We start from the raw sequence: 26,994 nt of genomic DNA, 5'->3' as shown, positions 1-26,994 counted from the left end.
CTGTTTTTATAATCTTTATGCGTTTAAGTCAGTAACGGCTTCTTTGCTTTCCTGTTCAGCGGCCGTTTCATCAACGACACGCTCGATGTCAGCGCCGAGAGCCGCAAGTTTTTTATGGAAATCCACATAACCGCGATCCAAGTGCTTCAGTTCCGTGACGCGTGTATGACCTTCAGCCACTAATCCCGCAAGAATCAGCGCCGCGCCCGCACGCAGGTCCGTAGCGGCAACTTCTGCGCCTTGCAGCTGTACAGGACCGTTAATGATCACAGAACGTCCTTCAATTTTAATGTCGCCATTCATCCGGCGGAATTCTTCAGCATGCATAAAACGGTTTTCAAACACAGTTTCAGTAATCATGCTTGTTCCGCTCGCACGGAGAAGCAGCGCCATCATTTGCGACTGCATGTCAGTCGGGAATCCGGGGTGAGGCATCGTTTTGATGTCGATCGGCTTCAGCTGGGCAGGACCGATGACACGAAGGCCTTCTCCTTCATCCGTAATTTTGACTCCCATTTCTTCCATCTTCGCAATTAAAGACGTAAGATGCTCAGGAACCGCACCTTTTACTAATACATTTCCTTCCGTGATAGCCGCAGCCACCATGAAAGTTCCCGCTTCAATACGGTCAGGAATGATATTGTGTCTTACGCCGCGAAGCTTCTCGACACCTTCAATTTTAATGGTGCCTGTGCCGGCTCCGCGGATTTTTCCGCCCATCGCATTGATATAGTTCGCTAAGTCAACGATTTCTGGCTCTTTTGCCACGTTTTCAAGCGTTGTTGTTCCTTCAGCTAATGCAGCTGCCATAATCAAGTTTTCTGTCGCACCCACACTTGGGAAATCTAAATAGATTTTTGCGCCTTGCAGACGGCCTTCCACTTCCGCTTCAATAAAGCCGTTGCCTACTTTGATTTTTGCACCCATTGCTTCAAAGCCTTTTAAATGCTGGTCAATCGGTCTTGAGCCGATAGCGCAGCCGCCCGGAAGCGCTACTCTTGAATGACCCGTACGGGCTAATAGAGGGCCCATTACAAGCACTGACGCGCGCATTTTACGCACATATTCAAAAGGTGCTTCTGTTTCTAAAGCGTAAGAAGCGTTTACGGTAACTTCATTATTCTCAAAATGCACATCTGCTCCTAAATGACGCAACACTTCATTAATTGTATATACATCGGAGAGCGTAGGTACATCACAGATTACGCTTTTTTCTTCACTTGCTAATAAAGATGCAGCGATAACAGGTAAAACGGCATTTTTTGCTCCTTCAACTTTCACTGTGCCGTTTAACTTCTGACCGCCGCGGACGATGATTTTTTCCAAGGTATTCCCCTCCGCGTCCCTATATTCTCTATATTAATATTCAGTTGTCACGATTGGTGTGCCAACCGTAACGGTATGTTTTTCGCCCATTCCCGCACTTCTAAGCGCAATTTGCACATTCATCTTATGTTTAGATGTCATGATGTAATCTGTCCACTTATATGTAAATGCAGAAACAGAAACGAAATGAGGCTCAACTACATGTTCAACTGGACTTGCTTCAAATTCTTTCATGAGCTGTTCTGCTTTTTTTTGCAAAACAATACTCATATTATCATTTAAATGACCCTTAAGACAAGTAAAAATAAATACTTTATTTTGAAATATGTCATGTGCCTGCCGTTCAAACTGTTCATATGTATCATTCCAGTTTTCCGGTTGCTCCGGGCTCATTTGCTCATATAATAAATACGAAGTTGGGTTCTGGTTTTTGAGGGTAGTGACGAGCTGCAGTTTAAAAGTTGTATGATTTTTTTTGTCAGAATACGTGCCGACAGCCTTTACAATTTTATCTTCTTGAGCGGTTTCCCACTGATATTGCGGATTCTGCGTCTTCAGTTCTTTCACCTTGTCATCAAATTCACTCAGTGACAGGTTCAGATTCTCTTTCGCATGAAGCGTCCACTCATCTACAGTGACATGCTGCCGCTCCATTCCTTCGGCAATCTGGGCAAGCGGAGACAGCTCACTTGCATGAATGGAATGAAATACCGCAATTAAGGCGCTTAAAAAAACAAAAAACAAGATGATACGGCCTGCTCTTTTTTTCTTCATATCGATCTCTCCCCCTTACTCCCATTTTTGCCGGAGCCGGGGAAAGCGATACATGGAAAACTTCGTCAAAACTCGCCAAACGGGTGAAGAAAAAATTGGTTTCTCCCCCAGCGATTCCCTTCATTTCAACTGACGAAACACCTTAAAACAAGTATGGAAGCTGCTTCGAATACGTAAGATAATCTAAAAAGAAGTCAGCGACTGCCGTTCCGATCGCAATGGTAAGAAGAATAATCAGCAGCCTTGCCTGCACTATTTTTCCTTTTCGGATCAGCGGATCAAAGTTGACGGCCTGTAGCGCCCACCAAGTCACCGCAATGCATACCAGATGAACCAGAATGCTGATTGCGGCCTGCTGCCCCAATACATTCACACATTCCATCTCCTTTCATTTTTTCCGCCCCTCATATCCTCTCTTATTATATAAGAAGAAAAGAGAAAGATGATCATTTTCACAGCAGAATTTTTATCCAAAATTAGGGGCAATCCCCGCTTAAATGTCCGTTCTCCTGCATGGTATACTTTTTTGGAAAGGAGATGGGAATATGAATCATTCCTTTTTTCATCCGGAAAAGCAGTATGGAGAATCACTGCCCGTATTTGACCACGAGTGGGAAGCGATAGCATTCTACTATGATTATAGACAGTCTCAAACAGAGGAACTGAAAGAATTATGTCAGTTTTTCAACATTTCTCTTGATTATTCACACGGGAGCCTGAAGAAATTGGAAGCTCTCTACTTCCGCAGCATAAAAGAGCTGCTATTGGCGGAGTGGAGTCTGCCGATTGACGAATTTGAGAAAATGCTCAGTGTGTATGTCATAGATTGCGCCATCAGACACCATGACGATGCCGAATGGATCGTTAAACCTTATCCGTATACGGACGGCGCCTATACGACGGGCGTGCGAAGAGGAAACAAAACGTGGCACACTGACAACTGCTGTGAACATTTATATCTGCAAAAAGAAGAGGATCATCCGCTTATCGGCGTCTATGAATCTCTTATGCGTTAATATAGAAAAAGAATCCTTCTCAGACAGCCGAGAAGGATTCTTTTTTAGTTTCCTGCAACATCCAATCTGTTTACAGCCCGCTGTAACGCAAGCTCAGCCCGACGAATGTCAGTATCATCTGATCGTTTGTTCAAACGGTCTTCCGCCCGCTTTTTCGCAGCAAGGGCGCGCTCTTTATCAATGCTGTCCGCAGTTTCAGCGGCTTGTGCAAGGATAGTGACCTGATCAGGACGGACTTCTAAAAATCCGCCGCTGACAGCCGCCAAGTCGGTCTGTCCGTCTTTTTTAAGGCGGACAGCGCCGATTTTAAGCGGAGCCACGGTCGGAATATGGCCCGGCAAGATACCGAGATCACCGCTCTCGGCTCTTACGCTTACCATTTCAATATCAGCATCATATACTGGGCCGTCGGGAGTAACGATATTGACTTTAACGGTCTTCATGCTTTTACCCTCCTAGGACCAGATTAAACTTCTACACCCATCTCTTTTGCATTCTCAATAACTTCTTCAATGCGTCCCACAAGACGGAATGCATCTTCCGGAAGATGGTCATATTTACCGGAAAGGATTTCTTTAAAGCCTTTAACTGTTTCTTTAACAGGCACGTAAGAACCCTTTTGTCCCGTAAACTGCTCAGCTACGTGGAAGTTTTGAGAAAGGAAGAACTGGATACGGCGTGCGCGGTGAACGACAAGCTTGTCTTCTTCACCCAATTCATCCATACCGAGAATTGCGATAATATCCTGCAGTTCTTTGTAACGCTGAAGCGTTGACTGAACTTCACGCGCCACCGCATAATGCTCTTCTCCGACAATTTCCGGAGCAAGCGCGCGGGAAGTGGAAGCCAGCGGATCAACCGCAGGGTAGATACCCATTTCAGTTAATTTACGCTCAAGGTTAGTCGTTGCGTCCAAGTGAGCGAACGTCGTCGCCGGAGCCGGGTCAGTGTAGTCATCGGCAGGCACGTAGATCGCCTGGATAGATGTAACTGAACCAACGTTTGTAGACGTAATACGTTCTTGAAGCTGACCCATTTCTGTCGCAAGCGTCGGCTGATAACCAACCGCAGAAGGCATACGGCCGAGAAGCGCGGAAACCTCTGAACCCGCTTGTGTGAAACGGAAAATGTTATCGATAAAGAACAGTACGTCCTGTCCTTGTTTATCACGGAAATGCTCAGCCATTGTAAGACCAGTCAGTGCTACACGCATACGTGCGCCCGGCGGCTCGTTCATTTGTCCGAAGACCATGGCTGTTTTCTTGATAACGCCTGAATCGCTCATTTCGTAGAAAAGGTCGTTCCCTTCACGAGTACGCTCTCCTACACCGGCGAATACGGAAATACCGCCGTGCTCTTGCGCGATGTTGTTGATTAATTCCTGGATTAATACGGTTTTACCTACACCAGCACCGCCGAACAATCCGATTTTACCGCCCTTGATGTAAGGAGCGAGCAGGTCAACTACCTTAATTCCCGTTTCAAGAATTTCAACCTCAGTTGAAAGCTGATCGAATGAAGGAGCAGATCTGTGGATCGGGTCCTTTTGAGCATCCGCAGGCAGCGGTTCATTTAAATCAATTTTATCTCCCAGTACGTTAAATACGCGTCCGAGAGTCACATCACCGACAGGAACGGAAATCGGAGCACCTGTATCAACTGCTTCCATTCCGCGCTGAATTCCGTCCGTAGATGCCATGGCAATTGTACGGACTGTATCATCGCCTAAATGAAGAGCAACCTCTAGCGTTAGGTCGATGCCTACTTCATTTTCGCCTGTAGCTGGCTGTGAAACTTTAATCGCATTATAAATCGCAGGCAAGTGGCCGTCCTCGAAACGTACGTCGACAACCGGTCCAAGCACCTGACTTACGCGTCCTTTCTTCATCGCTATCCCTCCTGACAAAATCTTTCTATTCTAAAGCGGCTGCACCGCCGACAATTTCGGTAATTTCTTGTGTAATCGCCGCTTGACGCGCGCGGTTATATGAAAGCGAAAGTGAATCAATGAGTTCTTTCGCATTATCAGTCGCATTTTTCATTGCTGTCATTCTCGCAGCGTGTTCACTTGCTTTACTGTCAAGAAGCGCGCCGTAAATTAAGCTTTCCGCATATTGAGGAAGCAGCACTTCGAGCACCTCTTCTTCATCCGGTTCGAACTCGTAAGAAGCCGTGCGCTTCCCGCCGCTCGTTCCGAAATCCGTTAAAGGCAGCACTTTTTTCTCCGTCACTTCCTGTGAAATCGCACTGACGAAATGGTTATACACCAAATGCAGTTCATCAAAAGCGCCGTCGATAAACATTTGAACCGTCTGACGGGTCAAATCCTTAATCTGAGCAAAAGTGACCTCGTCGCCAAGCCCCACTAACTCAGACAAAATCGGCATTTCCCGTTTTTTGAAGAAATCGCGGCCGACTCTGCCGATTGCAATCACCGTGTATTCATCTTTAGACTGATGGCGTTCTTGAATGGTGCGGTAAGCGTTTCGCAAAACCGAACTGTTAAACGCACCCGCAAGCCCGCGGTCAGACGTAATGACGAGATACGCCGTCTTTTTCACTTCTCTTGAGACAAGCATCGGGTGTTTCGCGTTTTTCGCGCCTTTTCCGACGTTAAACACAACCTCCTGGATCTTATCCATATACGGAGCAAATGACTTCGCGTTGGTTTCCGCACGGTTCAGCTTCGCAGCGGATACCATCTGCATGGCTTTTGTAATCTGGCTTGTTTTTTTCGTTGACGTGATCCTTGACTTAATATCGCGTAATGAGGCCAAAGATTTCACCACCTTTATTCTTCATTTGCGTAAAAAGAGAGAAAAAGAGAACCTTTTTCTCTCATCTTCTAAGGGTTAGTTGCTTGGTGCAAATGTGCGTTTGAAGCCTTCGATTGCAGCTTTGAAGTCTTCATCAGCAGGAAGGTTTCCTGTTTTCGCAATGCCGTCAAGCAGATCTTTATGGTTTTGATCAAGGTACATGTAGTACTCTTCTTCAAAACGTCTGATATCCGCAACCGGAATATCATCAAGATATCCTTTTGTCAGCGCATAAAGAATGGCTACCTGTTTTTCAACCGGAAGCGGTTTATTCAAGTCTTGTTTCAGCACTTCAACTGTACGCGCTCCGCGGTTCAGTTTCGCCTGAGTCGCCTGGTCAAGATCAGATCCGAATTGGGCGAATGCTTCAAGTTCACGGTATGAAGCAAGGTCAAGACGCAATGTTCCCGCTACCTTCTTCATCGCTTTGATTTGGGCTGATCCGCCGACACGGGATACGGATAATCCGGCATTGATCGCAGGACGCACGCCTGAGAAGAATAAGTCGGATTGAAGGAAAATCTGTCCGTCAGTAATGGAAATGACGTTTGTCGGGATATAAGCGGAGATATCTCCTGCTTGTGTTTCGACGAACGGCAGCGCCGTAATTGATCCTGCACCTTTAGCGTCACTCAGCTTGGCTGCGCGCTCAAGCAGACGGGAGTGAAGATAGAATACATCCCCAGGGAATGCTTCACGGCCCGGCGGACGGCGAAGAAGCAATGACAGCTCACGGTAAGCGGCCGCTTGTTTGGATAAATCATCATATACGACGAGAACGTGCTTGCCGTTGTACATGAATTCTTCACCCATTGTCACCCCTGCATACGGTGCAAGGTAAAGAAGCGGAGCCGGCTGTGAAGCAGACGCCGTCACGACAATCGTGTAATCAAGCGCGCCATGCTTACGAAGTGTTTCCACCACGCCGCGTACTGTAGATTCTTTTTGACCGATCGCTACATACACACAGATCATGTCTTGGTCTTTTTGGTTTAAGATTGTATCAATCGCAACAGATGTTTTACCTGTCTGACGGTCCCCGATAATCAGCTCACGCTGTCCGCGGCCGATCGGAATTAACGCGTCGATCGCTTTGATACCCGTTTGCAGCGGCTCATGTACCGATTTACGGTCCATTACGCCTGGTGCTTGGCTTTCGATCGGGCGGGTTTTGCTTGTCAGAATCGGACCCATTCCGTCTACCGGCTGTCCGAGCGGGTTGACGATACGTCCGATTAATTCTTCACCTACAGGAACTTCCATGATGCGGCCCGTTCTTTTGACCTCATCACCTTCACGGATATCTCTGTAAGGTCCTAAGATAACGATACCTACGTTGGATTCTTCAAGGTTTTGAGCCATACCCAAAACGCCGTTTGAAAACTCAACAAGTTCACCGGCCATACAATTATCAAGGCCGTGCACACGCGCAATACCGTCTCCGACTTGGATGACTGTACCTACGTCATGAACTTCAATTTCAGATTGGTAATTTTGAATTTGCTGCTTTATCAGCGTGCTAATCTCTTCAGCTTTGATGCTCACTTAGGTTTCACCCCTTCTATCGATTTCCTCCGGCAAGTTGACGTTCCATGCGCTCAAGCTTTCCGCTCACGCTTCCGTCATAAATCCGGTTTCCAATGCGGACTTTAATGCCGCCTATTAAATCCGTCTGCACTTCATTTCTGATTCTGAGCGAAGCGATTCCGGCTTTTTTTGCAAACACTTGAGATAATGATAACATTTCCGCTTCTGACAGCGGTTTTACTGAATAAACAACCGCATCCTCTGTCTGACGTGCCTGATTGGCGAGTTTGATAAACTCGTCTGTGAGATCAGGCACAATCGAAGACCGGCGGCGGTCAATCAGAAGAAAAATCGTATGCAGCACAGACTCAGACAGTGCGCCGAACGATTGCTGAATCAGCTCTTTTTTCTTAGCAGCCGATACCTTCGGATGGCTTAACACTTCCTGTAATCCGGCTTCGTTTCGGAAAACTTCTTTTAGTACGGTAAGCTCTTCTTCGATTTCATTGATTTGAGAAGTCTCAACGGCAATGTCGAAAAGCGCTGACGCGTATCGTTTAGAGACAGCAGATCCACTCATCGGCTCTCTCCTACCTCTTTAAGATAATCCTGAATCAGTTTTTCCTGGGCTTGTTCATCAAGCTCTTTTTCGATCACTTTCGATGCGATTAAGACAGAAAGTGATGCGACTTGCTCGCGAAGTGCGGAAACCGCTTGTTCTTTTTCTTTGACAATTTCGGTTCTCGCCGCTTCTTTTAATCTTTCAGACTCGGCGCGCGCAGCCTGGATAATGTCTTCCTTCTGCTTTTCACCCAGTTTTTTCGCATTTTCAATGAGTGATTGTGATTCCTGTTTCGCTTCTTTTAGAAGAACGCGCTGCTCTTCAATCAGCTTCTGCGCTTCTTTATTTCTTTCTTCAGCGGACGTAATTTCGCCGGTGATATGATCTTCACGCTGTTTCATTATATTTAATAGCGGTCCAAGAGCGAATTTCTTGAGAAGCGCTAATAAAACTAACATAGCTAACAATTGGAATAGGATATCTCCGCCGTTAAACGACAGTCCTAATTCAAGAGGTAATTGAGACATCTACTACGGCAACTCCCTTCTGCAGGTTTTCTCTGCTGATAAAAGCCGTTTCAAGACGGCCTGCTTATCAGACATAAAGCAATGGCGAAGGTTCTCTTAGAGTGATCTTCGCCATTTTTAGTTCATATAAGGCTTTTATGCTTAGCCAAAGAACGCTAAGAACGCGATAACGACAGCGATAATTGGAAGGGCCTCAACCAATGCGATACCCATGAACATAAGAGTTCTAAGTTCTTTTCCTGCTTCCGGCTGACGGGCAATTCCCTCTACCGTACGTGAAACAATCAAACCGTTACCAATACCTGCACCAAGTGCACCTAAACCGATTGCAATCGCAGCTGCTATTAAATTCATGAAAAAGTTCCTCCTTTAAAATGTTATCCGAATTGGATATATGATTTTAATGATCATGACTGATTTTGTGTGACATGTACACCATCGTCAGCATCGTAAAGATAAATGCCTGGATGGTACCGATGAACAAGCTGAATGCCTGCCATGCAAGCATCGGAATAATGGCTCCGACTGTACCGACCAAACCGAGAAAGAAACTGTTTGAGTAGAAATTCGTCGCCAGATTTGCAAGAAGGCCAAGAAGAATTTCCCCGGCGAAAATGTTACCGTAAAGACGAAGTCCGAGTGTCAGCGTATTCGCAAACTCCTCAATGATCTTCATCGGGAACATAAGCGGAACCGGTCTGAGGTAATCCTTAGAATATTCCTTCAAACCTTTCATTTTCACGCCGTAGTAGTGTGTTAATGACACGACCATAACGGCTAGAGTCAGAGTAATAGCCGGATCAGCCGTCGGTGATTTCCACCAAAGCTCGTGTCCGACCGTTACAGAAAACGGCAGCCCCAGCATATTTGATACAAATATGTACATCAGCAAGGTTACACCAAGCGCCAAGAAGTTAGCCCCTGTCTTTAAATCCATTGTACTGCCTATAATATTGCGGACAAAATCAACAATCCATTCCATGAAGTTCTGGGCTTTTCCCGGACGGATGGACAGCGTTCTCGTAGTAAGAATCGCAATCAGCAGCACAATCACACTTGCCACAGTAATCATCAGAATGTTTGTCAGATTAAAAGTAAGACCATACAAATCAATAGTTCTGTAATCGTGATTCAATGGGTTTTCACCTCTCTTCCATTGATGAACGTTTGAGCTGAATAATGGAATCTATCATAATGACGGGATAAATTGTCATTAATCCAATAATCACACTTGCCACACTGACTTTGTCGGGATATTTAAAGGCGATAGCCATCGCAAGTATCGCATTGCACCAACGCGCTGCGCTCCCGAGTGATCGTATGGACTTTCCTTTCGCTACGGCCTTGTCAAAAGCATTCATTCTTCTGGTCAAGAGCCACAGATTAAACAAACTGAAAACAGTTCCCAAAAAGAGGCCTAAAAAAACAGTTTTATACGCCGTAAGACCATATCCCAGCAAATAGATTGCCAAGATCACAAATACATATCTCCGTTGTCTGCTGAATGTAAGATTGGGATCGTCCATCAACTATCTGTCTCCTGATGAAAAAGTAATATAATTCCTGGATACGGCATACATGCGGTTAACCCTTTGCAGAAGGCCTTTTTTGTCCCGCAAAAAAACGGCCTGTTCGAAAAAACCACTCATCCTCCTGATGCGGGATGCTGTTTCATTCGCTTAGATAAATCCTCATATAACGGGTTTTTTTGGAGGATTTAAAATGAGGATGGATACTAGAAATGAAAGGAATGAAAACCTTCTCATAATACCCTCGTTTAGCATACAATAGCCCCTAACATGTGTCAATCTGTTTAAAGTTAAAAAACTTTTTATACCGGAAGCATACACAGAATGTTCACAAATTCACCTATAAATGTATGAACTCTCCCCTTTCAGCAAAAATTTGGATAAAAAAAAGAAAACCTCTGAATGAGGTTTTCCGATTTATTTTGTTCCGTACAGTCTGTCACCCGCGTCACCGAGACCCGGAACGATATAGCCTTTTTCATTCAGCTTTTCATCCAGGGCCGCGATGTAAATATCAACGTCTGAATGGTGTTTCTGCAGCTCTTCCACGCCTTCGGGAGCCGCTACAAGACACATGAAACGAATGTTTCTCGCCCCGCGTTTTTTCAGGCTGTTTATCGCTTCAACCGCAGAGCCTCCCGTTGCAAGCATCGGGTCCACGACAATAAATTCACGTTCTTCCACATCAGAAGGAAGCTTCACATAGTATTCCACCGGTTTTAAGGTTTCCGGATCACGGTATAATCCGACATGTCCCACTTTGGCCGCAGGGATTAATTTCAGCATGCCGTCAACCATTCCGAGACCCGCTCTCAGGATCGGCACGATACCGAGTTTCTTCCCTGAAATCACTTTGGATGTCGCTGTTTGAACAGGTGTTTTCACTTCCACATCTTTAAGAGGAAGATCACGTGTAATTTCAAACGCCATCAGTGATGCAACTTCGTCCACAAGGTCTCTGAAATCCTTTGTGCCTGTATTTTCATTCCGAATATATGTCAGCTTATGCTGGATTAAAGGATGATCAAATACGTAAACCTTTCCCATACTGTGTTCAGCTCCTTTTTTGTTATCCGAGTGACTTTTTCACACTTCTATTGATTCTACAGAAAAAGACAAACAGTTTCAAGAAAATCATAAAAAAACCCGCCGGATTAAGCTTCCGGCGGGTTTCTTCCTTATTAATAGTCCAGTTCTTTATATAAAGGAAACTTTTCAGTCAAGGCAGATACGCGCTGTCTTGCTTCTTCAAGCTTTGCTTCGTCTTCATGATTTTTCAGCGCAAGGCCGATGATGGCGCCGACTTCTTCAAGTGCGTCACCGTCAAATCCGCGGCTTGTCACAGCTGCCGTACCGAGACGGATTCCGCTTGTGACAAACGGTTTTTCCGGATCATAAGGGATCGCGTTTTTATTAGATGTAATGCCGATTTCATCAAGAACATGTTCAGCGACTTTTCCGGTCAGACCGAGAGAACGGAGGTCGACAAGCACGAGGTGGTTATCCGTTCCGCCTGATACGAGCTGAATGCCCTCTTTGGTCAGAGATTCAGCAAGACGCTTCGCGTTCGAGATGACGTTTTGCGCATATGTTTTGAAATCATCTTCAAGCACTTCCCCGAAAGAAACGGCTTTGGCCGCGATGACATGCATAAGCGGTCCGCCTTGGATGCCTGGGAAAATGGATTTATCAATCTTTTTGCCGAACTCTTCACGGCAAAGGATCATTCCTCCGCGCGGTCCGCGAAGTGTTTTGTGAGTCGTTGTCGTTACAAAGTCAGCGTAAGGAACCGGATTCGGATGAAGGCCGGCCGCGACAAGACCCGCGATATGCGCCATGTCGACCATGAAGTAAGCGCCGACTTCATCAGCGATTTCGCGGAATTTTTTAAAGTCGATCGTGCGGGGATACGCGCTCGCTCCGGCAACGATCAGTTTCGGCTTATGCGCCAGCGCTTTTTCACGCACATCTTCATAATCTATATATTGCGTGTCTTTATCGACACCGTATTCAACAAAGTTGTATTGAACGCCGCTGAAATTAACCGGGCTTCCGTGTGTTAAGTGGCCGCCGTGGGAGAGGTTCATCCCGAGCACCGTGTCGCCGTGCTCTAAAATCGTGAAGTAAACAGCCATGTTCGCCTGAGCGCCTGAGTGCGGCTGAACGTTTACATGCTCGGCTCCAAAAATCTCTTTCGCGCGGTCGCGGGCGATGTCCTCAACGACATCAACGTGCTCACAGCCGCCGTAGTAGCGTTTGCCGGGGTAGCCTTCAGCATATTTGTTTGTTAAAACAGAGCCTTGCGCTTCCATTACCGCTTCCGTCACGAAGTTTTCAGAAGCAATTAATTCGATATTAGTCTGTTGACGCTTACGCTCATTTTTAATGGCGTTAAACACTTGTTGATCTTGTGCAGGTAAATGTTTCATCAGCGAAATCCTCTCCTATCCGTTTCCTGTTCTTTATTTTTACCACCCTTATTGTACATGGTTTTTCAGGTGAATGTAACAGCTTATTTAAAAAAATCACAATATTTAATTGGAAAACACGAACATTATACAGGGAAAGTATTTTCATCATTCGCATTCATAAACGGCACGAATTCCGCCGATCAGCTTCGGCCTTGTCCGGGCCATCGTCACATGCGCTTCTCCGAGCTCACGGCTTGATATCCGGACAGGGACGGCAACGGGTTTTAAATGCATGCCGATGAACGTATCACCGATGTCAATTCCGGCGTCAGCCTGAATCGATTCAGCGAGCACGGGAGACTGCATCTGCCGGTATGCATATGAAGCCATCGCTCCGCCCGCTTTCGGGACGGGGACGGCTGAAACGATGGGGAGCCTGAACCGCTCGGCCGTTTCCGCCTCAATGACAAGCGCCCTGTTTAAATGCTCGCAGCATTGAAAAGCAAGGTGAACACCCGTTTTTTCTTTGAACCGGGCAAGTCCGCCGTAAATCAATTCAGCCCAATCGCCGCTCCCCGCGGTGCCGATCCGGCTTCCGGCGGCTTCACTCGTACTGCACCCGATGACCAGCAGACTGCCGTCCTTAAGTCCGGCCTGCTCTTGAAATTCAGTCAGCATGTCCGTCCATTTTTGCTTCATCTCTTCCATTGTCCAGCACCTCTTACAGATTTTTTTCTTCGTAATCTGCGATTTTGCCGATCCGCCGTTCGTGGCGGCCGCCCGTAAATTCAGTCGTCAGCCAGATTTTTGCGATTTCGCGCGCCAGACCCGGGCCGATGACGCGTTCCCCCATCGCAAGAACATTCGTATCATTGTGTTCCCGCGTCGCTTTTGCGCTGAAGGTGTCATGCGCAAGCGCACAGCGTATTCCTTTTACCTTGTTTGCGGAAATGCTCATGCCGATGCCTGTGCCGCAAATTAAAATTCCCCTGTCAACTTCACCGTTCACCACTTTTTCCGCTACCGGAAAAGCGTAGTCAGAATAATCAACAGAACCGCTGCCGCATTCACAGCCCATATCAATGTATTCAATCTGCAATTCATCCAACAGACTTTTGATTTCTTCGCGGATATGGACGCCGCCGTGATCTGACGCAATAGCTACTTTCATTCATTTACCTCCTAGGTGTGGCTGGGCGAAGACAGCCCAGTGTGCTTGTCCTTTTTACGAAATCCGTTGATTTTATTCTACTCTTTCATATTCGTTTTGCAAATGACCTGTTTGCAGATTTTCTGACAGATTACTTGCTTTTTCCGTCAAGCAATTGGTCAGCCAAAAGGGTCAGCAGTTCCTCCAGTTCGTCCCGCGTCCTTTTATAAACATCAAGCGGACCGCCGAACGGGTCAGAAATATCGCCGCTTTTTCCCGTTACGTATTCTTTAATGGTAAATACTTTACCATGACTGTTTCGATATCGGCTTTCGATCAGCTGTTTATGCTGTTCGGTCATCGTCAGCACCAGATCGGCCGTCTCGATATGTTCTTCCGTTAAGGGAGATGAGCTGTGATTGAGAGCGATCCGTTTTTCAAACAGCGCTTCCACGGCATGAGCCGACGCTTTTCCGTTCGGGGACGCAAACACTCCGGCAGAGCTTGCGCTGACGTCCAGCCCTTTCGTTACTGCAATGGATTTAAAAAGAGCCTCAGCCATGGGACTGCGGCACGTATTGCCTGTACAAACAAAGATTATTTTCATATCCGTCACCTCTTACTGCCTATTATAAATGAAGAAAAAAGAAACGGCATCTTCGTTTCTTTTTTACTCAGCCCTATATCGGTAAAAGCAATTTCAGCCCGAATCCGATCAAAATGGCTCCGCCGAGCGCTTCGCTGTAGGAGCCGAGCCATGATTGCACCTTTCTTCCCGCCAAGAGACCCGCCCATGTTAAAACGGTGCTGAAGATTCCGAACAGCGCAACGGCCAGAATCGGGTTGGAGCCGTTCATCCCTAGGCTGAGCCCGACGGAAAAACTGTCAAGACTGACACCGACCGCGAATAAAAACAGTCCCGAGCCTGCCGGAGATATGAGCGGCCCGTCCGATTGCTTAAACGAGGCGATGATCATTTGCACTCCTAAAATGAAAAGAAGAGACCCGCCGATATAAACGGCAAGCATCCCCAGAAAACCGGACAGCAGATGCCCGGCCGCCATTCCTGCCAGCGGCATGATGACATGAAACAGCCCGATGACAATTCCTATATGAAAGATTTGTTTTTTCTTCAGCTGAATCATTCCCATTCCGAGCCCGACGGAAAAAGCATCCGTCCCCAAAGCAAATGCCATGATGCTTAAGGAGACAAGCTCCCCGATGAATAGATTCGACATGAAATAAAAAACCCCCTTGGACGTGCCCGCTTGTTTAGCTTATGCATGTCCGATAAGGGGTAGAACAAGTTAATGGATAACGGTGCCGCCCGCAGCCTTCATCAGCCTGTTCATAATGGCGAGTCCCACTCCGGTGTCCGGAAAGGATTCAGAAATAATCATATCCACTTTTGCATCATCAAAGCTGCGGAGCGCATCGTACAAGGCGGACGCCACTGTTTCAAGGTCGGCGCGCCGGCCGCATACTTTAATAAAATCAGCCTGGTAGCTATCGGCATTCTCCTCTGTTGTCAAAATGCCGATCCGTTTTCCCCGGCTTTTATATTCGTCAGCCAGCTCTTGAATTCTCAGAGCGCCGCCGTCGGCAATAGCCATCGGCGCAGAAGGCGCATAGTGTGTATATTTCATACCGGGAGAAATAGGAACCTGATCTTCTTCGGTCAGCCCTTTATCCACAAGAACCGGACCGGCTGCGGATTCAATCTGTTCTTTTGTCACGCCGCCCGGACGAAGCAGCACGGGCTGTTTCCCCGTACAGGACAGAACGGTTGATTCCACTCCGATCCCGGTCACTCCGCCGTCCACAATACCGGCAATGCGGCCGTTTAAATCATGAGCCACATGCCCGGCCTTCGTCGGGCTCGGTTTTCCTGATAAATTGGCGCTCGGCGCTGCGATCGGCAGTCCGGCCGAGCTGATGAGGGCTAACGCCACCGGATGATCAGGCATTCTGACCGCTACCGTCTCAAGTCCCGCGGTGACACGGGGGGACAGCACGCCGGGCTTACACGGCAAGACCAGAGTCAGCGCGCCCGGCCAAAAAAGCGTCATGAGCTTTTTCGCCGTTTCAGGAATATGGCTGATAAAACGATCAAGCTGGCTGATGTCAGATATGTGCACAATCAGCGGATTATCGCTCGGCCTTCCTTTCGCCTCATAAATTTTCGTTACGGCTTCCGTATTTTCAGCGTTAGCGCCCAGTCCGTAAACGGTTTCTGTCGGAAAAGCCACAACTTCATTCTGCCGAAGCAATTCCGCGGCTTGTGTAATCTGGGGATCGGTTGTGGATAATTCTGCGGAAGAATCCACAAACCATCTTCTTGTTTTCATGTATAACCAAACTCCTTATTTTAAAGCGGTAAAACTTTATTTTCTCTCGTGTATTCCTTTTGAAAGTATAAAAGATGTCCTTTAATAAAACAAGTGTTATCCACAAACTGTGGACAACACTTTTCGATAAGTGGATAACTTTGTGCATAAGTGAGGTTATGCAGAGGTTTTCACCATCAAAAACGAACCCTCTGTGCATAACGAATTGCGGAAATGCTCGGACGTATACAGTTCATCAGGCACATCTGCGCATTCTTCAAATCCCATCACATTCAGAAATTCAGCAGATGAGGGCTGATTGGCGACTAAGTAGACATCTTGAATTTCATGTTTTTTGCACAGCACATCCATACTTTGAAACAGCGTAACGATATGGCTTTGGTTCAGCCTGTCCGACATAACGAGTGAACGGAGAAGCCCTTTTCCGCCGCTGAATTTTTCGATCCCGAGACAGGCGGCAATCTCTTTCTCACTGTCCTCCAGCATGATAAACCGGCTGATCTGCTGATCGATTTCCGCATGTGCCGTATCAGCCTTTTTCAAAAAGGCCTCCAGCGCCTCCGTATCTTGATCTCTTGCCACTCTCAGCTGATAAAACATATATTTCCCCTCCGTTTCGATCAACTCTTTCTTCCAATCTATGAATCGAATCCGGATTTATGCCTTTTTGCTTCAGGAAAACAGATCTGAAATCCAATCGACGAGGAAAAACTTCACTTCGGTATCATCGTCATCTTTATTTTCTTTCTTCGCTTTATCAGCTTTCGCTTTGACATCATCCATCACTTTTTCTGTCTGTTTTTCCGTTTCTTCCTGCTTCTGTCCGCCGTCTTCCTGATCTTTCACCGCTTCACCGTTTGAGAAATCAAGGAAGCACAGCGGCGGAAACAAGACGCACCACCAGTTGGCGCCCTCGCCATTGCCGAGGGTAATTAAAATCGCTTCATATTTTCCGGCCGGATAGACCATATTGCCGTAAAGCTTTGTCGGAAACGAAATTTTATTGAATTCAACTGAAACGGATTGATGCGCACCTTTTTCTTTCATTGTTTGTTTGGCGATGTCTTTAATTTCAGGAAGCTTTGAACGGATGAGCCGCCGCGCTTCTTCAATAGAAGTGATATCTTTCACCCAGCCCGTGATTTCCTTGTTTACAGCATCTCTGATCTGGCGCTTGAGCGTTTGATCCTCATCGTTATCACTGTTGGCTAAGATCCGAAGCCGTATCGCTTCATCCGGTATGACAACGGGCTCATTGGCTGACGCCCGCGCCGTTTCTTCTTTCGTCAAGCCCGCAAGCGCTCCTGATAATAAAAGAAAAATATATATGCAGATCATCATTGTCTGTTTCATCGGTCCCCACCGTTCCTCTCCGTGCTTTTTTATCTAGTCTTATTATGGACATGACCGAAAAGGTTTAAACCGGCGGGAAGAAAAAAATCTAGCAAGCTGATAATCTGCATTGACAGACTCAGAATATGGTACGATATTATTTTGATAGGAGGGTTTTCAGATGAAATATAATTACACCGTGCTGCTGTCGGCGGCATGTATGTCTGTCATTTATTCTATTTTGTATGTTCATCAATTTATTATCGCGGCTTTCATTTCGATGGCATTTTATTTTTTGTTTCCCTATTTGATTTTTGCGCTCCCGCTTCAATACTTTTTGAATAAAAAGCCGAAGAGATTTCATCCGCTTTATTTCCTTTATTATTTAGGAACGTCATTTGTCGCAAACGGGATCATCTTCGGTCTTTTGCAGCCGTCAGGCCAATCTCTGTTTTCTAATTCGGTCTTTTATATTTTTGCGGTTTTAACAGCCGCCGTCTATTGGGTGTGGGATTCCGTATTGCTGCAAAGACAAAGTCCGGCTACAGAAGCGTAATCAGCAGACAGACGGCTGAAGGCAGAGCGGCGCAAAAGAAAACGGCTGCCATCTTTAAACGGGCGTGCCGGCCTTCTTTTGTTTCAGAATGATAATTGGCCCGCTGTTCTGCTCCGCTTACGGCCAACCCGGAAACAATGATCGCTGTGATGATAAGAACGGCCGTAACGGCACCGAAAATGCCGTCAAAGCCAAACGGCAGAACAAACCCCGCCGCATAAGCTGCGGCGGCGAGTATACATCCGAAGGCGAACGCTTTTTTCAAGGCGATTACCCCTTTCATTTTCTTTCCATTGTAACAAAAGCCTGCCGTGTGCGTCACAGGCAGGCTTTTTTTATGATGTGATGACCGCGGATACGGTTCTGTCTTTTCCATTGATGTCCTTTATGACTTCAACTTCCGCATTCGGAAAGGAATGACGGAACAGGTCTTTCACGGCTTTTCCCTGATTATATCCGATTTCAAAGACGACAAGCGCTTTATCTTTCATGACAAGAGGCAGCTCCTCCATAAACCGCTTGTAGAATTTCAAGCCGTCACCGCCGTCTGTAAGAGCATGAAGCGGCTCATGAAAACGGACGATATCGGATAACTCCGCCATCTCTTCTTCAGAAATATACGGCGGGTTGGACACAATAATATCCGCTTTTATTCCTGATGAAATAAAAGGAGTCAACAGATCTCCCTGCAAAAAGCGGACGTCCGCTCCGAGGTTTTGCGCATTTCTTTCCGCCACCTGAAGCGCTTCTTTTGAAATGTCCGAAGCCGATACTGAAAAATGTCCGCATTCAAGCGCAAGCGTCACCGCAATGGCTCCGCTCCCCGTTCCGATATCAATGACATTCAGGCGTTCTCCCTCAGAAAACACCCGCTTCTGTCTGTCCAGCAGATGAAAGACGACTTCTTCCGTTTCCGGACGCGGAATGAGAACATCGTCATTCACAAAGAATTCCCGGCCGTAAAACTGTTCTTTCCCGATAATATATTGAATCGGAATGCCTTCTTTATGCATTTCCACATGCCGTCTGAAACGGTATAGCTCATCCTCGCCGACAGGCTCCTGCAGACTTGCGAGAAGCTTGCTCCGATCCATTCCGGTATCATTTAACAGCAGCAGCTCGGCCGCGTTTTTTTCTCTTCCCGCTTCGGTTAAATAAGAAGAAGCCCAGCTTAGGGCTTCAAAAACGGTCTTCATCTTAATTTTCCGCCTGCTGGAGCTTGCTTGACTGGTCTTCTACGATTAACGCTTCAACCACTTCATCAAGCTTTCCTTCAAGGATTTGGTCCAGCTTTTGAATCGTCAGTCCGATGCGGTGATCCGTCACACGGTTTTGCGGGAAATTGTATGTGCGGATACGTTCAGAACGGTCGCCTGAACCGACGGCTGATTTGCGTGTCTGATCATATTCAGCCTGGGCTTCCTGCTGGAATTTATCATAGATTCTGGCACGGAGCACCTTCATCGCTTTTTCTTTGTTTTTAATCTGAGATTTTTCATCCTGACAGGATACGACGACACCCGTCGGCAAATGCGTCAGGCGTACGGCCGACATTGTCGTGTTTACGCTCTGTCCGCCCGGTCCGCTTGATGCGAATGTATCGACGCGGATATCCTTTTCATGGATGTCCACTTCTACTTCTTCCGCTTCCGGAAGACACGCCACCGTCGCCGTAGACGTATGAATGCGGCCGCCTGATTCCGTTTCCGGCACACGCTGCACGCGGTGCGCCCCATTCTCATACTTCAGCTTGGAGTACGCGCCTTTTCCCGTAATCATAAAGATGATTTCCTTGTAACCGCCCGTTCCGGTCACGTTTGCTTCCATGACTTCAGTCTTCCAGCCTTGGATTTCGGCATAACGGGAGTACATTCTGTAGAGATTTCCCGCAAACAGCGCGGCTTCTTCTCCGCCTGCTGCGCCGCGGATCTCCATGATTACGTTTTTGTCATCGTTCGGGTCTTTCGGGATGAGGAGCACTTTCAAACGCTCTGATAAGGTTTCGGTCTCTCCTTGCAGCTCGGAGATTTCTTCCTTCACCATTTCTCTCATATCGGCATCAAGCTTATCCTCAAGCATTGCTTTCGCATCGGCAAGCTGTTCTGATGCGTCTCTGTATTGTCTATAGACTTCAACAGTTTCCTGTATATCAGATTGCTCTTTCGAATATTCTCTAAGCTTTTTCGGATCGTTGACCACTTCCGGATCACTTAAAAGCTCATTTAATTTTTCGTATCGTTGTTCAATTGACTGTAAACGGTCTAACACGGTCTTCACCTCTGTTTTCCTGTGCGTAACATTCTCATTATAGTATAGGGCTTATCGCCAGTCAAAAGCAATCGGCCTCTGCTATACTGAAACAAAAAAGGAGGAGCGGATATGCTGAAATCCATCCACCATATAGCAATCATATGCTCTGATTATGAAAAGTCGAAAGCTTTTTACACCGAAACGCTCGGTTTCGGCATTATAAAAGAAACTTACCGAAAGGAGCGCGGGTCTTATAAACTCGATCTGGCGCTGGACGGCACATATGTGATTGAATTGTTTTCCTTTCCCGATCCGCCCGAGCGGCCGACCCGTCCTGAAGCAGCAGGTCTCCGGCACCTCGCCTTCACTGTAAACGATCTTGAAGCGGCCGTCAGGGAGTTAAAGGAAAAGGGCATCGCCACAGAACCGGTCAGAACCGATCCGCTGACGGGGAAACGCTTTACCTTTTTCTTCGATCCCGACAAGCTTCCGCTAGAATTGTATGAAGCGTAACGTTTTTTGAAGAAATGTTGCTTTCTTTGGCGAATTCCTTCTTGTTTTGTCTAACATGAAGGGAACGCCGCCTCATGGTCGAATACCTAGCTGAAAAGGAGGTATGTGATCATGAATACAAACATGGCCGCGAAAGAACTCGGTGTCTCCGCAAAAACGGTACAAAGGTGGGTCAAGCAGCTGAATCTTCCGGCTGAACGGAATGAGCTCGGGCATTATTCCTTTACGCCTGAGGACCTTGATGTGCTTAAATCGGTCAAACGGCAAATTTCTGAAGGCACCGCTCTGCTGGACGTACAAGTGCCCCGGCAGCTAAAAAAACGGACGGGCTTTATTTTGCAGCGGCCGAAAACGAGCGGCAGCGCCGAACAAAGGTTAGCAGAGCTGGAACGCAAACTGGATATTCTCACGAAAGAGAAACAGGACGGGGACCAACTGCTATCAAGAATAGATGAGCTGGAACGCCAGCTGAAACAAAAGGCGGATGAAGGGGTGTCTTATCAGCTTCTTCAGCACAGACGGGAAATCGACGACCTCAATGCCGAATTGCAGACATTGGCCTCCCGCATCCAGGAACTCGCCCAGACTGCTCCCCTCTCAGAAACAGCCGCTTCTTCAGAACATAAGAAACCCAGAAAAAAAACGAGATTTTCGCCTTTTAAATTTCAATTCTAATGAAAAAAGCTCCCTGAAACAGGGAGCTTTTCATTATGCAGTCAGCGCAATGATGATCGGCAGTGAGATTAGAGATAAAATCGCACTGATCACGAACGCAGACGCAGTTTCTTCCTCTTGTTTTTCGAAACGTGTGGCAATCATCGCCGCTACCGCAGATCCAGGGAATGCAACAAGCAATACCGCTTTTGTGATCTGGTCAGCCGGAAGTCCGACTGCAAGAGCGATCAAGTACATCAATGCAGGCTGAACGGCAACTTTTAACAAAGCGATACCGAAAGCCGGCACACTGAGCTTGATGTTGCGGATACCGACAGTTACACCGACGGCGAAGAGCGCAACACCTGATGTTGTGCTTCCGAGCTGCTCAAGCATTTTATCGCCGAGCTCAGGAAGACTTACACCGAACAGCACAAGGATGATACTGATAAGCGGTGCAGCCGCAAGCGGTTCGGAAAGACCGTGAAGAATAGACTTACCAGTCATTTTCCAGAAATTCTCGTTTTCACTGTCTTGCTTCTTAGATGACTCACCGACAGTAGCGATAATGATCGCAATCGGATCAAGCATGGCGTTAACCACGATACCTGTTACGGCAATAGGAATCGCTACTTCGTTTGCGCCGAATAAGCTTCCGAGTACAGGAATACCCATAAATGCAAATGTCGGCTGGGCTGAGTTTAAAGAAAATACAGATGAGTTCGTTAAATCATACTTAAAGATGAATTTACAAACCAGCAGAATGACGATATAGAATCCGACGATCCCGATGATCAAAGCGATCATTAAAGGAACCTGTGTTAAAAACGCACTTCTTGAAGTGGTTAAAATACTGGCGATAAAATGCGCCGGAAGCGCGTACTTCGTAACTAAGGTGCTTACCCCTTTTGCTGACTTCGCGTCATAACTTCCGAAGCGACCTGCGAACCAACCCAGCACGATCACGAAAAAGATCGGTGCCAGGAGGATTAAAATATCTAAGAAGCTCAAAATATTCTCCTCCAAATCCTTAATGTCCGTATACTTTAGCCTTTATATAAAAGCTTTCCCTCGGACTGTAAAATTAATCGTAAAATTATTTAGCGACAACTTGTTTGTATTGCGGTTTCCACATTGCATCAAGAACGGCTTGTTCTACATTTTCAGGAACGCGGTTTGCCACGCCTTCTTTAATTGCAGTTTCTGCTACGGCGATCGCAACTTTAATTGAAACTTCTTGTAAGTCGCTCATGCTCGGCAGAAGGCCTGCACCCGGTGTTTCAAAATCAACGCTTTCTGCGATTGCGTCAGCAGTTGCCGCAAACATTGCAGGAGTAATCACTTTCGCTTCTACAACGATTGAACCAAGGCCAAGTCCAGGGAACGCGAATGCGTTGTTAGATTGTCCGATTTCATGAGAAACGCCATTGTACTCAACATTTTCAAACGGGCTTCCTGTTGCCACAAGAACTTTACCGTCAGTCCATTTGAAAAGATCGCTAGGAACGGCTTCAGCAAGCGGTGTCGGATTAGACATCGGCATGATGACCGGACGCTCAACGTGTTTCGCCATTTCTTTTACGATTTCTTCACTGAATGCGCCGCTTTGGCCTGAAGTACCGATTAAGATAGTCGGTTTTGCTTGACGGATTACTTCAATGAAAGGAATTTGTCCATTTTCATCGCGTTTCCAATCTTTAATTTCTTCAGCTGTGCGCAGGTACGGCTCTTGGAAATCAAGAATGTTTTCCATACCTTCAACTAACAGGCCTCTGTAGTCCATTGTGTAGAATGCTTTGTTAGCCTCTTCTTCAGAAAGACCTGCAAGCACCATAGTGTCGCGGATTTGGTCAGCGATTCCGATTCCGGCAGATCCCGCACCGAAGACAACCACACGCTGATCTTTAATAGAAGCGCCTGTTTTCTTCATAGCTGCAAGCACACCTGCAAGCGTAATCGCACCAGTACCTTGAATATCATCGTTGAAAGTAAGAATTTCATGGTTGTATTTCTTCATGATATTGCGCGCGTTTTTGTTTCCAAGGTCTTCCCAGTGAAGAAGAGCTTTAGGGAAATATTTAAGCGCAGCTTTTACATAAGCGTCAATGAAAGCTTCATAACGTTCGCCTTGGATACGTTCATGGCGGTTACCGATGTATAAAGGATCGTTCAGAAGTTTTTCATTGTTCGTACCGACGTCAAGAACGACAGGAATAACACGGCTTGGATCAATACCGGCAGCGGCTGTGTATACGGCTAATTTACCGATGGCGATGTTGATTCCGCCTACACCCCAGTCACCGATTCCGAGGATGCTTTCTGAGTCTGTCGCAACGATCAGATCAATATCGCCGGCAGTGGCATGAAGGTTTTCAAATGCTTCTTCAATGCCTTCCACATTGTCGATAGAAAGGTAAATCCCTTGAGGTCTTCTGTACTCATGGCTGTATTCTTGAATCGCTTCACCGACAGTCGGTGTGTAAACAACCGGCAGCATTTCGCGAAGATGGTTTTGAAGCAATTTAAAGAAAAGAACTTCGTTACGGTTTTGCAAATCATTCAAATACACGTTTTGGCGAAGGCGGTCCGGCTGAGCCTGAAACTGCTCGTATGCGCGTTTAGCCTGCTCATCAAGAGACAGAATTGTCGGAGGAAGCAGCCCGTCTAATCCAAGGCTTTTTCTTTCCTCTGCTGAAAACGCAACACCTTTATTTAAAGTAGGGATAGATAGAACTTCTTTTCCTCTTAAAGTAGTTTCTAAGTTGCCTTCCTTCGTTACTTTAATATTATTCAAGAAAATCTCCTTCTTTCTTCAAATAGTTAACAAAGTTAAGTAATTACCCAATTCGGCTAATGCGATCGCGATCTGCTATATCTTTTTTGACAATTATTCGAACAATGTCTCATAACTATTTACATTACTTAGTCATTTTATGCCTGTAAAAATGAAAATTCAAGAGATGAAAATTACTTAATTTTTTCATACTCTTTTTTAAGTTATTTAACTACAATTTTTGAAAAAACGTCAAAAAAACACCGGATCTTTTACCGATGTTTTCATGAAAAGGATTATTTATCAGTCTGTTTATTCGGCACTTCGTGATGGTGTCTGCATCTCGCTTCGTATGACTCTGATGCGCCGACTAAAATGATCGGGTCATCATAGGAAGCGGGCTTCCCGTCAATTAAACGCTGCGTACGGCTTGCCGGCGACCCGCAGACGGAGCATACCGCCTGCAGCTTCGTTACCGATTCGGCAACCGCCATCAGATTCGGCACAACGCCGAACGGCTCTCCGCGGAAATCCATATCAAGTCCGGCCGCGATGACACGATAGCCTTTATCGGCAAGCCGGGATAAATCGTCAATGATCGATTCGCCGAAAAACTGCACTTCATCTACCGCGATGACGTCCGTGCTTTCACTGATATGATCCCATATTTCAGCCGAAGACGAGATGACGTGGCTTGTCATGGATGTGCCGTTGTGAGAAACGACGGCTTCCTCACTGTAGCGATTATCAATGGCAGGTTTGAATACCTTAACCTCCTGCTTCGCATATGTCGCTCTTTTCACTCTGCGGATCAGCTCTTCTGATTTCCCAGAGAACATGCTGCCGCATATCAGCTCAAGCCATCCGCTTTGCTTCATGATGTACATAGGCTATCCGCTCCCCTTTTTTCCTGTTTATAGACATAAAAAACAGGCAAGAAGCAATTCTTGCCTGCCTGTAAAATCTATTATTACTTAAGACCGTATTTTTTGTTAAAGCGATCAACACGACCATCAGCAGAAGCGAATTTTTGACGTCCAGTGTAGAATGGGTGGCATTCAGAGCAAATCTCAACGCGTACCTCTTCTTTTACTGAGCCTGTTTCAAATTCATTTCCGCAAGCGCATTTAACTGTTGCTTTTTTGAAATTAGGATGAATTCCTGCTTTCATTGTATCCATCTCCTTCCGCCCTGAATCCCATGTGGAAACAGAGTTATTATTCCGGAGCGAATCCGGAACGCATATGAGAGAATTATATCAGTCATTTACTGCATTTGCAAATACATTTTTTATCAGCGGCGGGCTGATGATGACAGGTTCGCCTGCTTCCATTCTTGGTTGATCAGATCGAAGAATTCCTGATTCGTTTTCGTTTTTTTCATTTTTCTCATAAACTTCTCTGCGAAGTCCGGAGAATCAGACATCGACTTGCGGATCGCCCATAAACGGTCAAGATGCTCTTTCGGCACGAGCAGCTCTTCCTTCCGTGTGCCGGAGCGGCGGATATCGATCGCCGGGAAAATCCGTCTTTCCGCAAGAGAACGGTCAAGGTGAAGCTCCATGTTGCCCGTTCCTTTAAATTCTTCATAGATGACGTCATCCATCCGGGAGCCCGTGTCTACGAGTGCCGTCGCTAAAATGGTCAGGCTGCCGCCCTCTTCAATGTTTCTCGCGGCACCGAAAAAGCGCTTCGGACGATGGAATGCAGCCGGGTCAATACCGCCGGAAAGCGTACGTCCGCTTGGCGGGATAACGAGGTTGTAGGCGCGTGCCAAGCGGGTAATGCTGTCCATCAGGATGATAACATCTTTTTTATGTTCAACGAGACGCATCGCCCGTTCAAGCACAAGCTCCGCTACCTTAATGTGATTTTCCGGCACTTCATCGAACGTGGAACTGACGACATCGCCCGCTACGGAACGTTCAATATCCGTAACTTCTTCCGGTCTTTCATCAATTAAGAGCACGATCAATTCAGCGTCAGGCTGATTTGTCGTAATGCTGTTAGCGATTTCTTTTAACAGCATGGTTTTACCGGCTTTCGGCGGCGCAACGATCAGACCGCGCTGGCCGAAACCGACGGGAGCCATCATATCGAGAATTCGTGTAGAGAGATAATTCGGTTTCGTCTCAAGCACCATTTGGCGGTCGGGATAAAGCGGAGTCAGCGCAGGAAAATGAACGCGTTCCTTCGCGGATTCCGGATCATCGCCATTTACCGCTTCAACGTGCAAAAGTCCGTAATAGCGTTCGTTCTCTTTCGGCGGGCGCACCTTGCCGGAAACTTTGTCACCGTTTCTTAAATCAAAGCGGCGGATCTGGGAAGCAGAAATGTAGATGTCTTCTGAGCTTGGCGAGTAATTAATCGGTCTGAGGAAGCCGAACCCTTCCGATTGGATGATTTCGAGCACGCCTTCCATAAACAGAAGATCCTCCTGCTCGGCGTTGGCTTTCAGTATGGCAAAGATTAATTCTTTTTTGGTCAGTTTGCTGTAATAGGAGATTTTATAATGTCTTGCCAGTTCGTACAGTTCTTTTAATTTCATATTTTCCAAAGAGGAAATAGATACGTCTTTCATAAAAACACCACGCTTTTCATAGTCAATGTATTGCTGTTTTCATTCAAATCGGCTGCTTTGCATGATTCCGCCAAAGCACATTCTTTTATAAAACATTCAGGAACTTCTATCGGTAACACTTCCACCCATGATCGGCGCTTTTTTTTAAAAAGGATTGTCTTAATGAGTTTTGAAGGAAGCGAGGACAAAAACTTGAGAAGATCAATATTTATATCGTCTGTATGCGGTAGAATTTGAAAATTTCCCAGTACTCAAAAGAAGGAATGACACAGAAAAATCGCAGCACTCTTTATTTTTACCTCATTTTAAAAAATTATTCAACTTAAATAATGCTTTGACATATAAATGAT

General features: G+C 46.4%; 33 protein-coding genes and 1 pseudogene. 4 read left to right on the top strand and 30 right to left on the bottom strand.

What is annotated here, in order from left to right; genetic code table 11:
- Positions 1 to 15: 15 nt before the first annotated feature.
- The 3 genes from murA to ACQE26_RS06165 form a co-directional block, all read right to left on the bottom strand.
- A complete protein-coding gene (gene murA, locus ACQE26_RS06175; protein ID WP_016937650.1) occupies positions 16 to 1,326 on the bottom strand; it encodes a UDP-N-acetylglucosamine 1-carboxyvinyltransferase in 1,311 nt (436 codons plus the stop codon).
- A 33-nt stretch (positions 1,327 to 1,359) separates the two neighbouring features.
- Positions 1,360 to 2,100 (bottom strand): YwmB family TATA-box binding protein, encoded by a 741-nt coding sequence (locus ACQE26_RS06170; protein ID WP_016937649.1) that lies wholly within the window; start codon positions 2,098 to 2,100, stop codon positions 1,360 to 1,362.
- 142 nt (positions 2,101 to 2,242) lie between these two features.
- Complete coding sequence (locus tag ACQE26_RS06165) at positions 2,243 to 2,473, bottom strand: DUF1146 family protein (protein ID WP_007614366.1); 231 nt, start codon at positions 2,471 to 2,473, stop codon at positions 2,243 to 2,245.
- Positions 2,474 to 2,645: 172 nt separating this feature from the next.
- On the opposite strand from ACQE26_RS06165, the gene ACQE26_RS06160 reads away from it, so the two are divergent.
- Positions 2,646 to 3,116 (top strand): YwmA family protein, encoded by a 471-nt coding sequence (locus ACQE26_RS06160; protein WP_500470982.1) that lies wholly within the window; start codon positions 2,646 to 2,648, stop codon positions 3,114 to 3,116.
- 44 nt (positions 3,117 to 3,160) lie between these two features.
- Here ACQE26_RS06160 and ACQE26_RS06155 read toward each other — a convergent pair whose 3' ends face one another.
- The 18 genes from ACQE26_RS06155 to spoIIR all read right to left on the bottom strand — a co-directional run bounded on the left by ACQE26_RS06155 (position 3,161) and on the right by spoIIR (position 17,339).
- Positions 3,161 to 3,559 (bottom strand): F0F1 ATP synthase subunit epsilon, encoded by a 399-nt coding sequence (locus ACQE26_RS06155; RefSeq protein WP_013353907.1) that lies wholly within the window; start codon positions 3,557 to 3,559, stop codon positions 3,161 to 3,163.
- A gap of 23 nt (positions 3,560 to 3,582) precedes the next feature.
- Positions 3,583 to 5,004, bottom strand: a complete 1,422-nt coding sequence (gene atpD, locus ACQE26_RS06150) for a F0F1 ATP synthase subunit beta (RefSeq protein WP_016937646.1) — start codon at positions 5,002 to 5,004, stop codon at positions 3,583 to 3,585.
- A 25-nt stretch (positions 5,005 to 5,029) separates the two neighbouring features.
- Positions 5,030 to 5,893 (bottom strand): ATP synthase F1 subunit gamma, encoded by an 864-nt coding sequence (gene atpG, locus ACQE26_RS06145; RefSeq protein ID WP_003151172.1) that lies wholly within the window; start codon positions 5,891 to 5,893, stop codon positions 5,030 to 5,032.
- Positions 5,894 to 5,968: 75 nt separating this feature from the next.
- A complete protein-coding gene (atpA, locus tag ACQE26_RS06140) occupies positions 5,969 to 7,477 on the bottom strand; it encodes a F0F1 ATP synthase subunit alpha (protein ID WP_016937645.1) in 1,509 nt (502 codons plus the stop codon).
- Between the two features lie 16 nt (positions 7,478 to 7,493).
- Positions 7,494 to 8,039, bottom strand: coding sequence for a F0F1 ATP synthase subunit delta (locus ACQE26_RS06135; protein ID WP_003151169.1), 546 nt, complete (start codon positions 8,037 to 8,039; stop codon positions 7,494 to 7,496).
- A complete protein-coding gene (atpF, locus tag ACQE26_RS06130) occupies positions 8,036 to 8,548 on the bottom strand; it encodes a F0F1 ATP synthase subunit B (protein WP_016937644.1) in 513 nt (170 codons plus the stop codon). The genes ACQE26_RS06135 and atpF overlap by 4 nt, the downstream gene beginning before the upstream one ends.
- Before the next feature lie 141 nt (positions 8,549 to 8,689).
- Positions 8,690 to 8,902, bottom strand: coding sequence for a F0F1 ATP synthase subunit C (atpE, locus tag ACQE26_RS06125; RefSeq protein WP_003151167.1), 213 nt, complete (start codon positions 8,900 to 8,902; stop codon positions 8,690 to 8,692).
- Between the two features lie 46 nt (positions 8,903 to 8,948).
- The gene (gene atpB / locus ACQE26_RS06120) at positions 8,949 to 9,683 is read right to left on the bottom strand and encodes a F0F1 ATP synthase subunit A (protein ID WP_016937643.1); all 735 of its coding nucleotides are present in this window, start codon (positions 9,681 to 9,683) and stop codon (positions 8,949 to 8,951) included.
- 7 nt (positions 9,684 to 9,690) lie between these two features.
- Positions 9,691 to 10,074: an ATP synthase subunit I gene (gene atpI / locus ACQE26_RS06115; protein ID WP_013353910.1), complete on the bottom strand. Its 384-nt coding sequence runs from the start codon at positions 10,072 to 10,074 to the stop codon at positions 9,691 to 9,693.
- Positions 10,075 to 10,494: 420 nt separating this feature from the next.
- Entirely contained in the window at positions 10,495 to 11,124 is a 630-nt protein-coding gene (gene upp, locus ACQE26_RS06110; protein WP_060964058.1) for a uracil phosphoribosyltransferase, read from the bottom strand.
- A gap of 134 nt (positions 11,125 to 11,258) precedes the next feature.
- Complete coding sequence (gene glyA, locus ACQE26_RS06105) at positions 11,259 to 12,506, bottom strand: serine hydroxymethyltransferase (protein WP_060964057.1); 1,248 nt, start codon at positions 12,504 to 12,506, stop codon at positions 11,259 to 11,261.
- A 147-nt stretch (positions 12,507 to 12,653) separates the two neighbouring features.
- Entirely contained in the window at positions 12,654 to 13,196 is a 543-nt protein-coding gene (locus ACQE26_RS06100) for a TIGR01440 family protein (RefSeq protein WP_264819287.1), read from the bottom strand.
- Positions 13,197 to 13,209: 13 nt separating this feature from the next.
- Positions 13,210 to 13,659: a ribose 5-phosphate isomerase B gene (rpiB, locus tag ACQE26_RS06095; RefSeq protein WP_016937637.1), complete on the bottom strand. Its 450-nt coding sequence runs from the start codon at positions 13,657 to 13,659 to the stop codon at positions 13,210 to 13,212.
- Positions 13,660 to 13,789: 130 nt separating this feature from the next.
- Positions 13,790 to 14,245, bottom strand: coding sequence for a low molecular weight protein arginine phosphatase (locus ACQE26_RS06090; protein ID WP_047475863.1), 456 nt, complete (start codon positions 14,243 to 14,245; stop codon positions 13,790 to 13,792).
- A 73-nt stretch (positions 14,246 to 14,318) separates the two neighbouring features.
- On the bottom strand, positions 14,319 to 14,876 hold the full coding sequence (locus tag ACQE26_RS06085; RefSeq protein WP_489201954.1) for a manganese efflux pump MntP: 558 nt from the start codon (positions 14,874 to 14,876) through the stop codon (positions 14,319 to 14,321).
- A 69-nt stretch (positions 14,877 to 14,945) separates the two neighbouring features.
- Positions 14,946 to 15,986: an L-threonylcarbamoyladenylate synthase gene (locus tag ACQE26_RS06080; protein WP_500470979.1), complete on the bottom strand. Its 1,041-nt coding sequence runs from the start codon at positions 15,984 to 15,986 to the stop codon at positions 14,946 to 14,948.
- Between the two features lie 156 nt (positions 15,987 to 16,142).
- Positions 16,143 to 16,586 carry a GNAT family N-acetyltransferase gene (locus ACQE26_RS06075; protein WP_060964052.1) on the bottom strand — a complete coding sequence of 148 codons (444 nt, stop codon included), beginning with the start codon at positions 16,584 to 16,586 and terminating at the stop codon, positions 16,143 to 16,145.
- A gap of 72 nt (positions 16,587 to 16,658) precedes the next feature.
- Positions 16,659 to 17,339: a stage II sporulation protein R gene (gene spoIIR / locus ACQE26_RS06070; RefSeq protein WP_500470977.1), complete on the bottom strand. Its 681-nt coding sequence runs from the start codon at positions 17,337 to 17,339 to the stop codon at positions 16,659 to 16,661.
- Between the two features lie 160 nt (positions 17,340 to 17,499).
- On the opposite strand from spoIIR, the gene ACQE26_RS06065 reads away from it, so the two are divergent.
- Positions 17,500 to 17,874 (top strand): UPF0715 family protein, encoded by a 375-nt coding sequence (locus ACQE26_RS06065; protein WP_500470976.1) that lies wholly within the window; start codon positions 17,500 to 17,502, stop codon positions 17,872 to 17,874.
- Here the strand turns inward: ACQE26_RS06065 and ACQE26_RS06060 are convergent.
- The 3 genes from ACQE26_RS06060 to prfA all read right to left on the bottom strand — a co-directional run bounded on the left by ACQE26_RS06060 (position 17,861) and on the right by prfA (position 20,142).
- Entirely contained in the window at positions 17,861 to 18,139 is a 279-nt protein-coding gene (locus tag ACQE26_RS06060; RefSeq protein ID WP_029575295.1) for a DUF5316 family protein, read from the bottom strand. The genes ACQE26_RS06065 and ACQE26_RS06060 overlap by 14 nt on opposite strands.
- Positions 18,140 to 18,209: 70 nt before the next feature.
- Positions 18,210 to 19,070, bottom strand: a complete 861-nt coding sequence (gene prmC / locus ACQE26_RS06055; protein WP_198698184.1) for a peptide chain release factor N(5)-glutamine methyltransferase — start codon at positions 19,068 to 19,070, stop codon at positions 18,210 to 18,212.
- Between the two features lies 1 nt (position 19,071).
- Positions 19,072 to 20,142, bottom strand: a complete 1,071-nt coding sequence (gene prfA / locus ACQE26_RS06050; protein WP_029575294.1) for a peptide chain release factor 1 — start codon at positions 20,140 to 20,142, stop codon at positions 19,072 to 19,074.
- Positions 20,143 to 20,253: 111 nt separating this feature from the next.
- Between prfA and gloA2 the strand changes: the two genes are divergently transcribed.
- Together gloA2 and racA are read left to right on the top strand one after the other, a co-directional pair.
- A complete protein-coding gene (gloA2, locus tag ACQE26_RS06045) occupies positions 20,254 to 20,637 on the top strand; it encodes an SMU1112c/YaeR family gloxylase I-like metalloprotein (RefSeq protein WP_500470974.1) in 384 nt (127 codons plus the stop codon).
- Positions 20,638 to 20,748: 111 nt separating this feature from the next.
- Positions 20,749 to 21,312 carry a chromosome-anchoring protein RacA gene (racA, locus tag ACQE26_RS06040; protein WP_500470973.1) on the top strand — a complete coding sequence of 188 codons (564 nt, stop codon included), beginning with the start codon at positions 20,749 to 20,751 and terminating at the stop codon, positions 21,310 to 21,312.
- A gap of 33 nt (positions 21,313 to 21,345) precedes the next feature.
- On the opposite strand, the gene ACQE26_RS06035 is transcribed toward racA, so the two are convergent.
- The 6 genes and pseudogenes from ACQE26_RS06035 to ACQE26_RS06010 all read right to left on the bottom strand — a co-directional run bounded on the left by ACQE26_RS06035 (position 21,346) and on the right by ACQE26_RS06010 (position 26,850).
- Positions 21,346 to 22,302 (bottom strand): AEC family transporter, encoded by a 957-nt coding sequence (locus tag ACQE26_RS06035; protein ID WP_016937625.1) that lies wholly within the window; start codon positions 22,300 to 22,302, stop codon positions 21,346 to 21,348.
- A gap of 85 nt (positions 22,303 to 22,387) precedes the next feature.
- Positions 22,388 to 24,085, bottom strand: coding sequence for an oxaloacetate-decarboxylating malate dehydrogenase (gene malS / locus ACQE26_RS06030; protein ID WP_438420826.1), 1,698 nt, complete (start codon positions 24,083 to 24,085; stop codon positions 22,388 to 22,390).
- Positions 24,086 to 24,360: 275 nt separating this feature from the next.
- Complete coding sequence (locus ACQE26_RS06025) at positions 24,361 to 24,951, bottom strand: thymidine kinase (RefSeq protein ID WP_047475873.1); 591 nt, start codon at positions 24,949 to 24,951, stop codon at positions 24,361 to 24,363.
- Positions 24,952 to 25,034: 83 nt separating this feature from the next.
- The gene (rpmE, locus tag ACQE26_RS06020) at positions 25,035 to 25,235 is read right to left on the bottom strand and encodes a 50S ribosomal protein L31 (protein ID WP_003151132.1); all 201 of its coding nucleotides are present in this window, start codon (positions 25,233 to 25,235) and stop codon (positions 25,035 to 25,037) included.
- 122 nt (positions 25,236 to 25,357) lie between these two features.
- On the bottom strand, positions 25,358 to 26,644 hold the full coding sequence (rho, locus tag ACQE26_RS06015; RefSeq protein ID WP_003151107.1) for a transcription termination factor Rho: 1,287 nt from the start codon (positions 26,642 to 26,644) through the stop codon (positions 25,358 to 25,360).
- Positions 26,641 to 26,850 (bottom strand): annotated as a pseudogene (locus tag ACQE26_RS06010) (hypothetical protein). The gene rho and the pseudogene ACQE26_RS06010 overlap by 4 nt, the downstream one beginning before the upstream one ends.
- Positions 26,851 to 26,994 lie beyond the last annotated feature (144 nt).

The sequence above is a fragment of the Bacillus sp. 5RYD7K genome (assembly GCF_059831465.1).
Note: the sequence above shows the minus strand (reverse complement) of the source record. Positions and strands in the feature narration are given on the sequence as shown.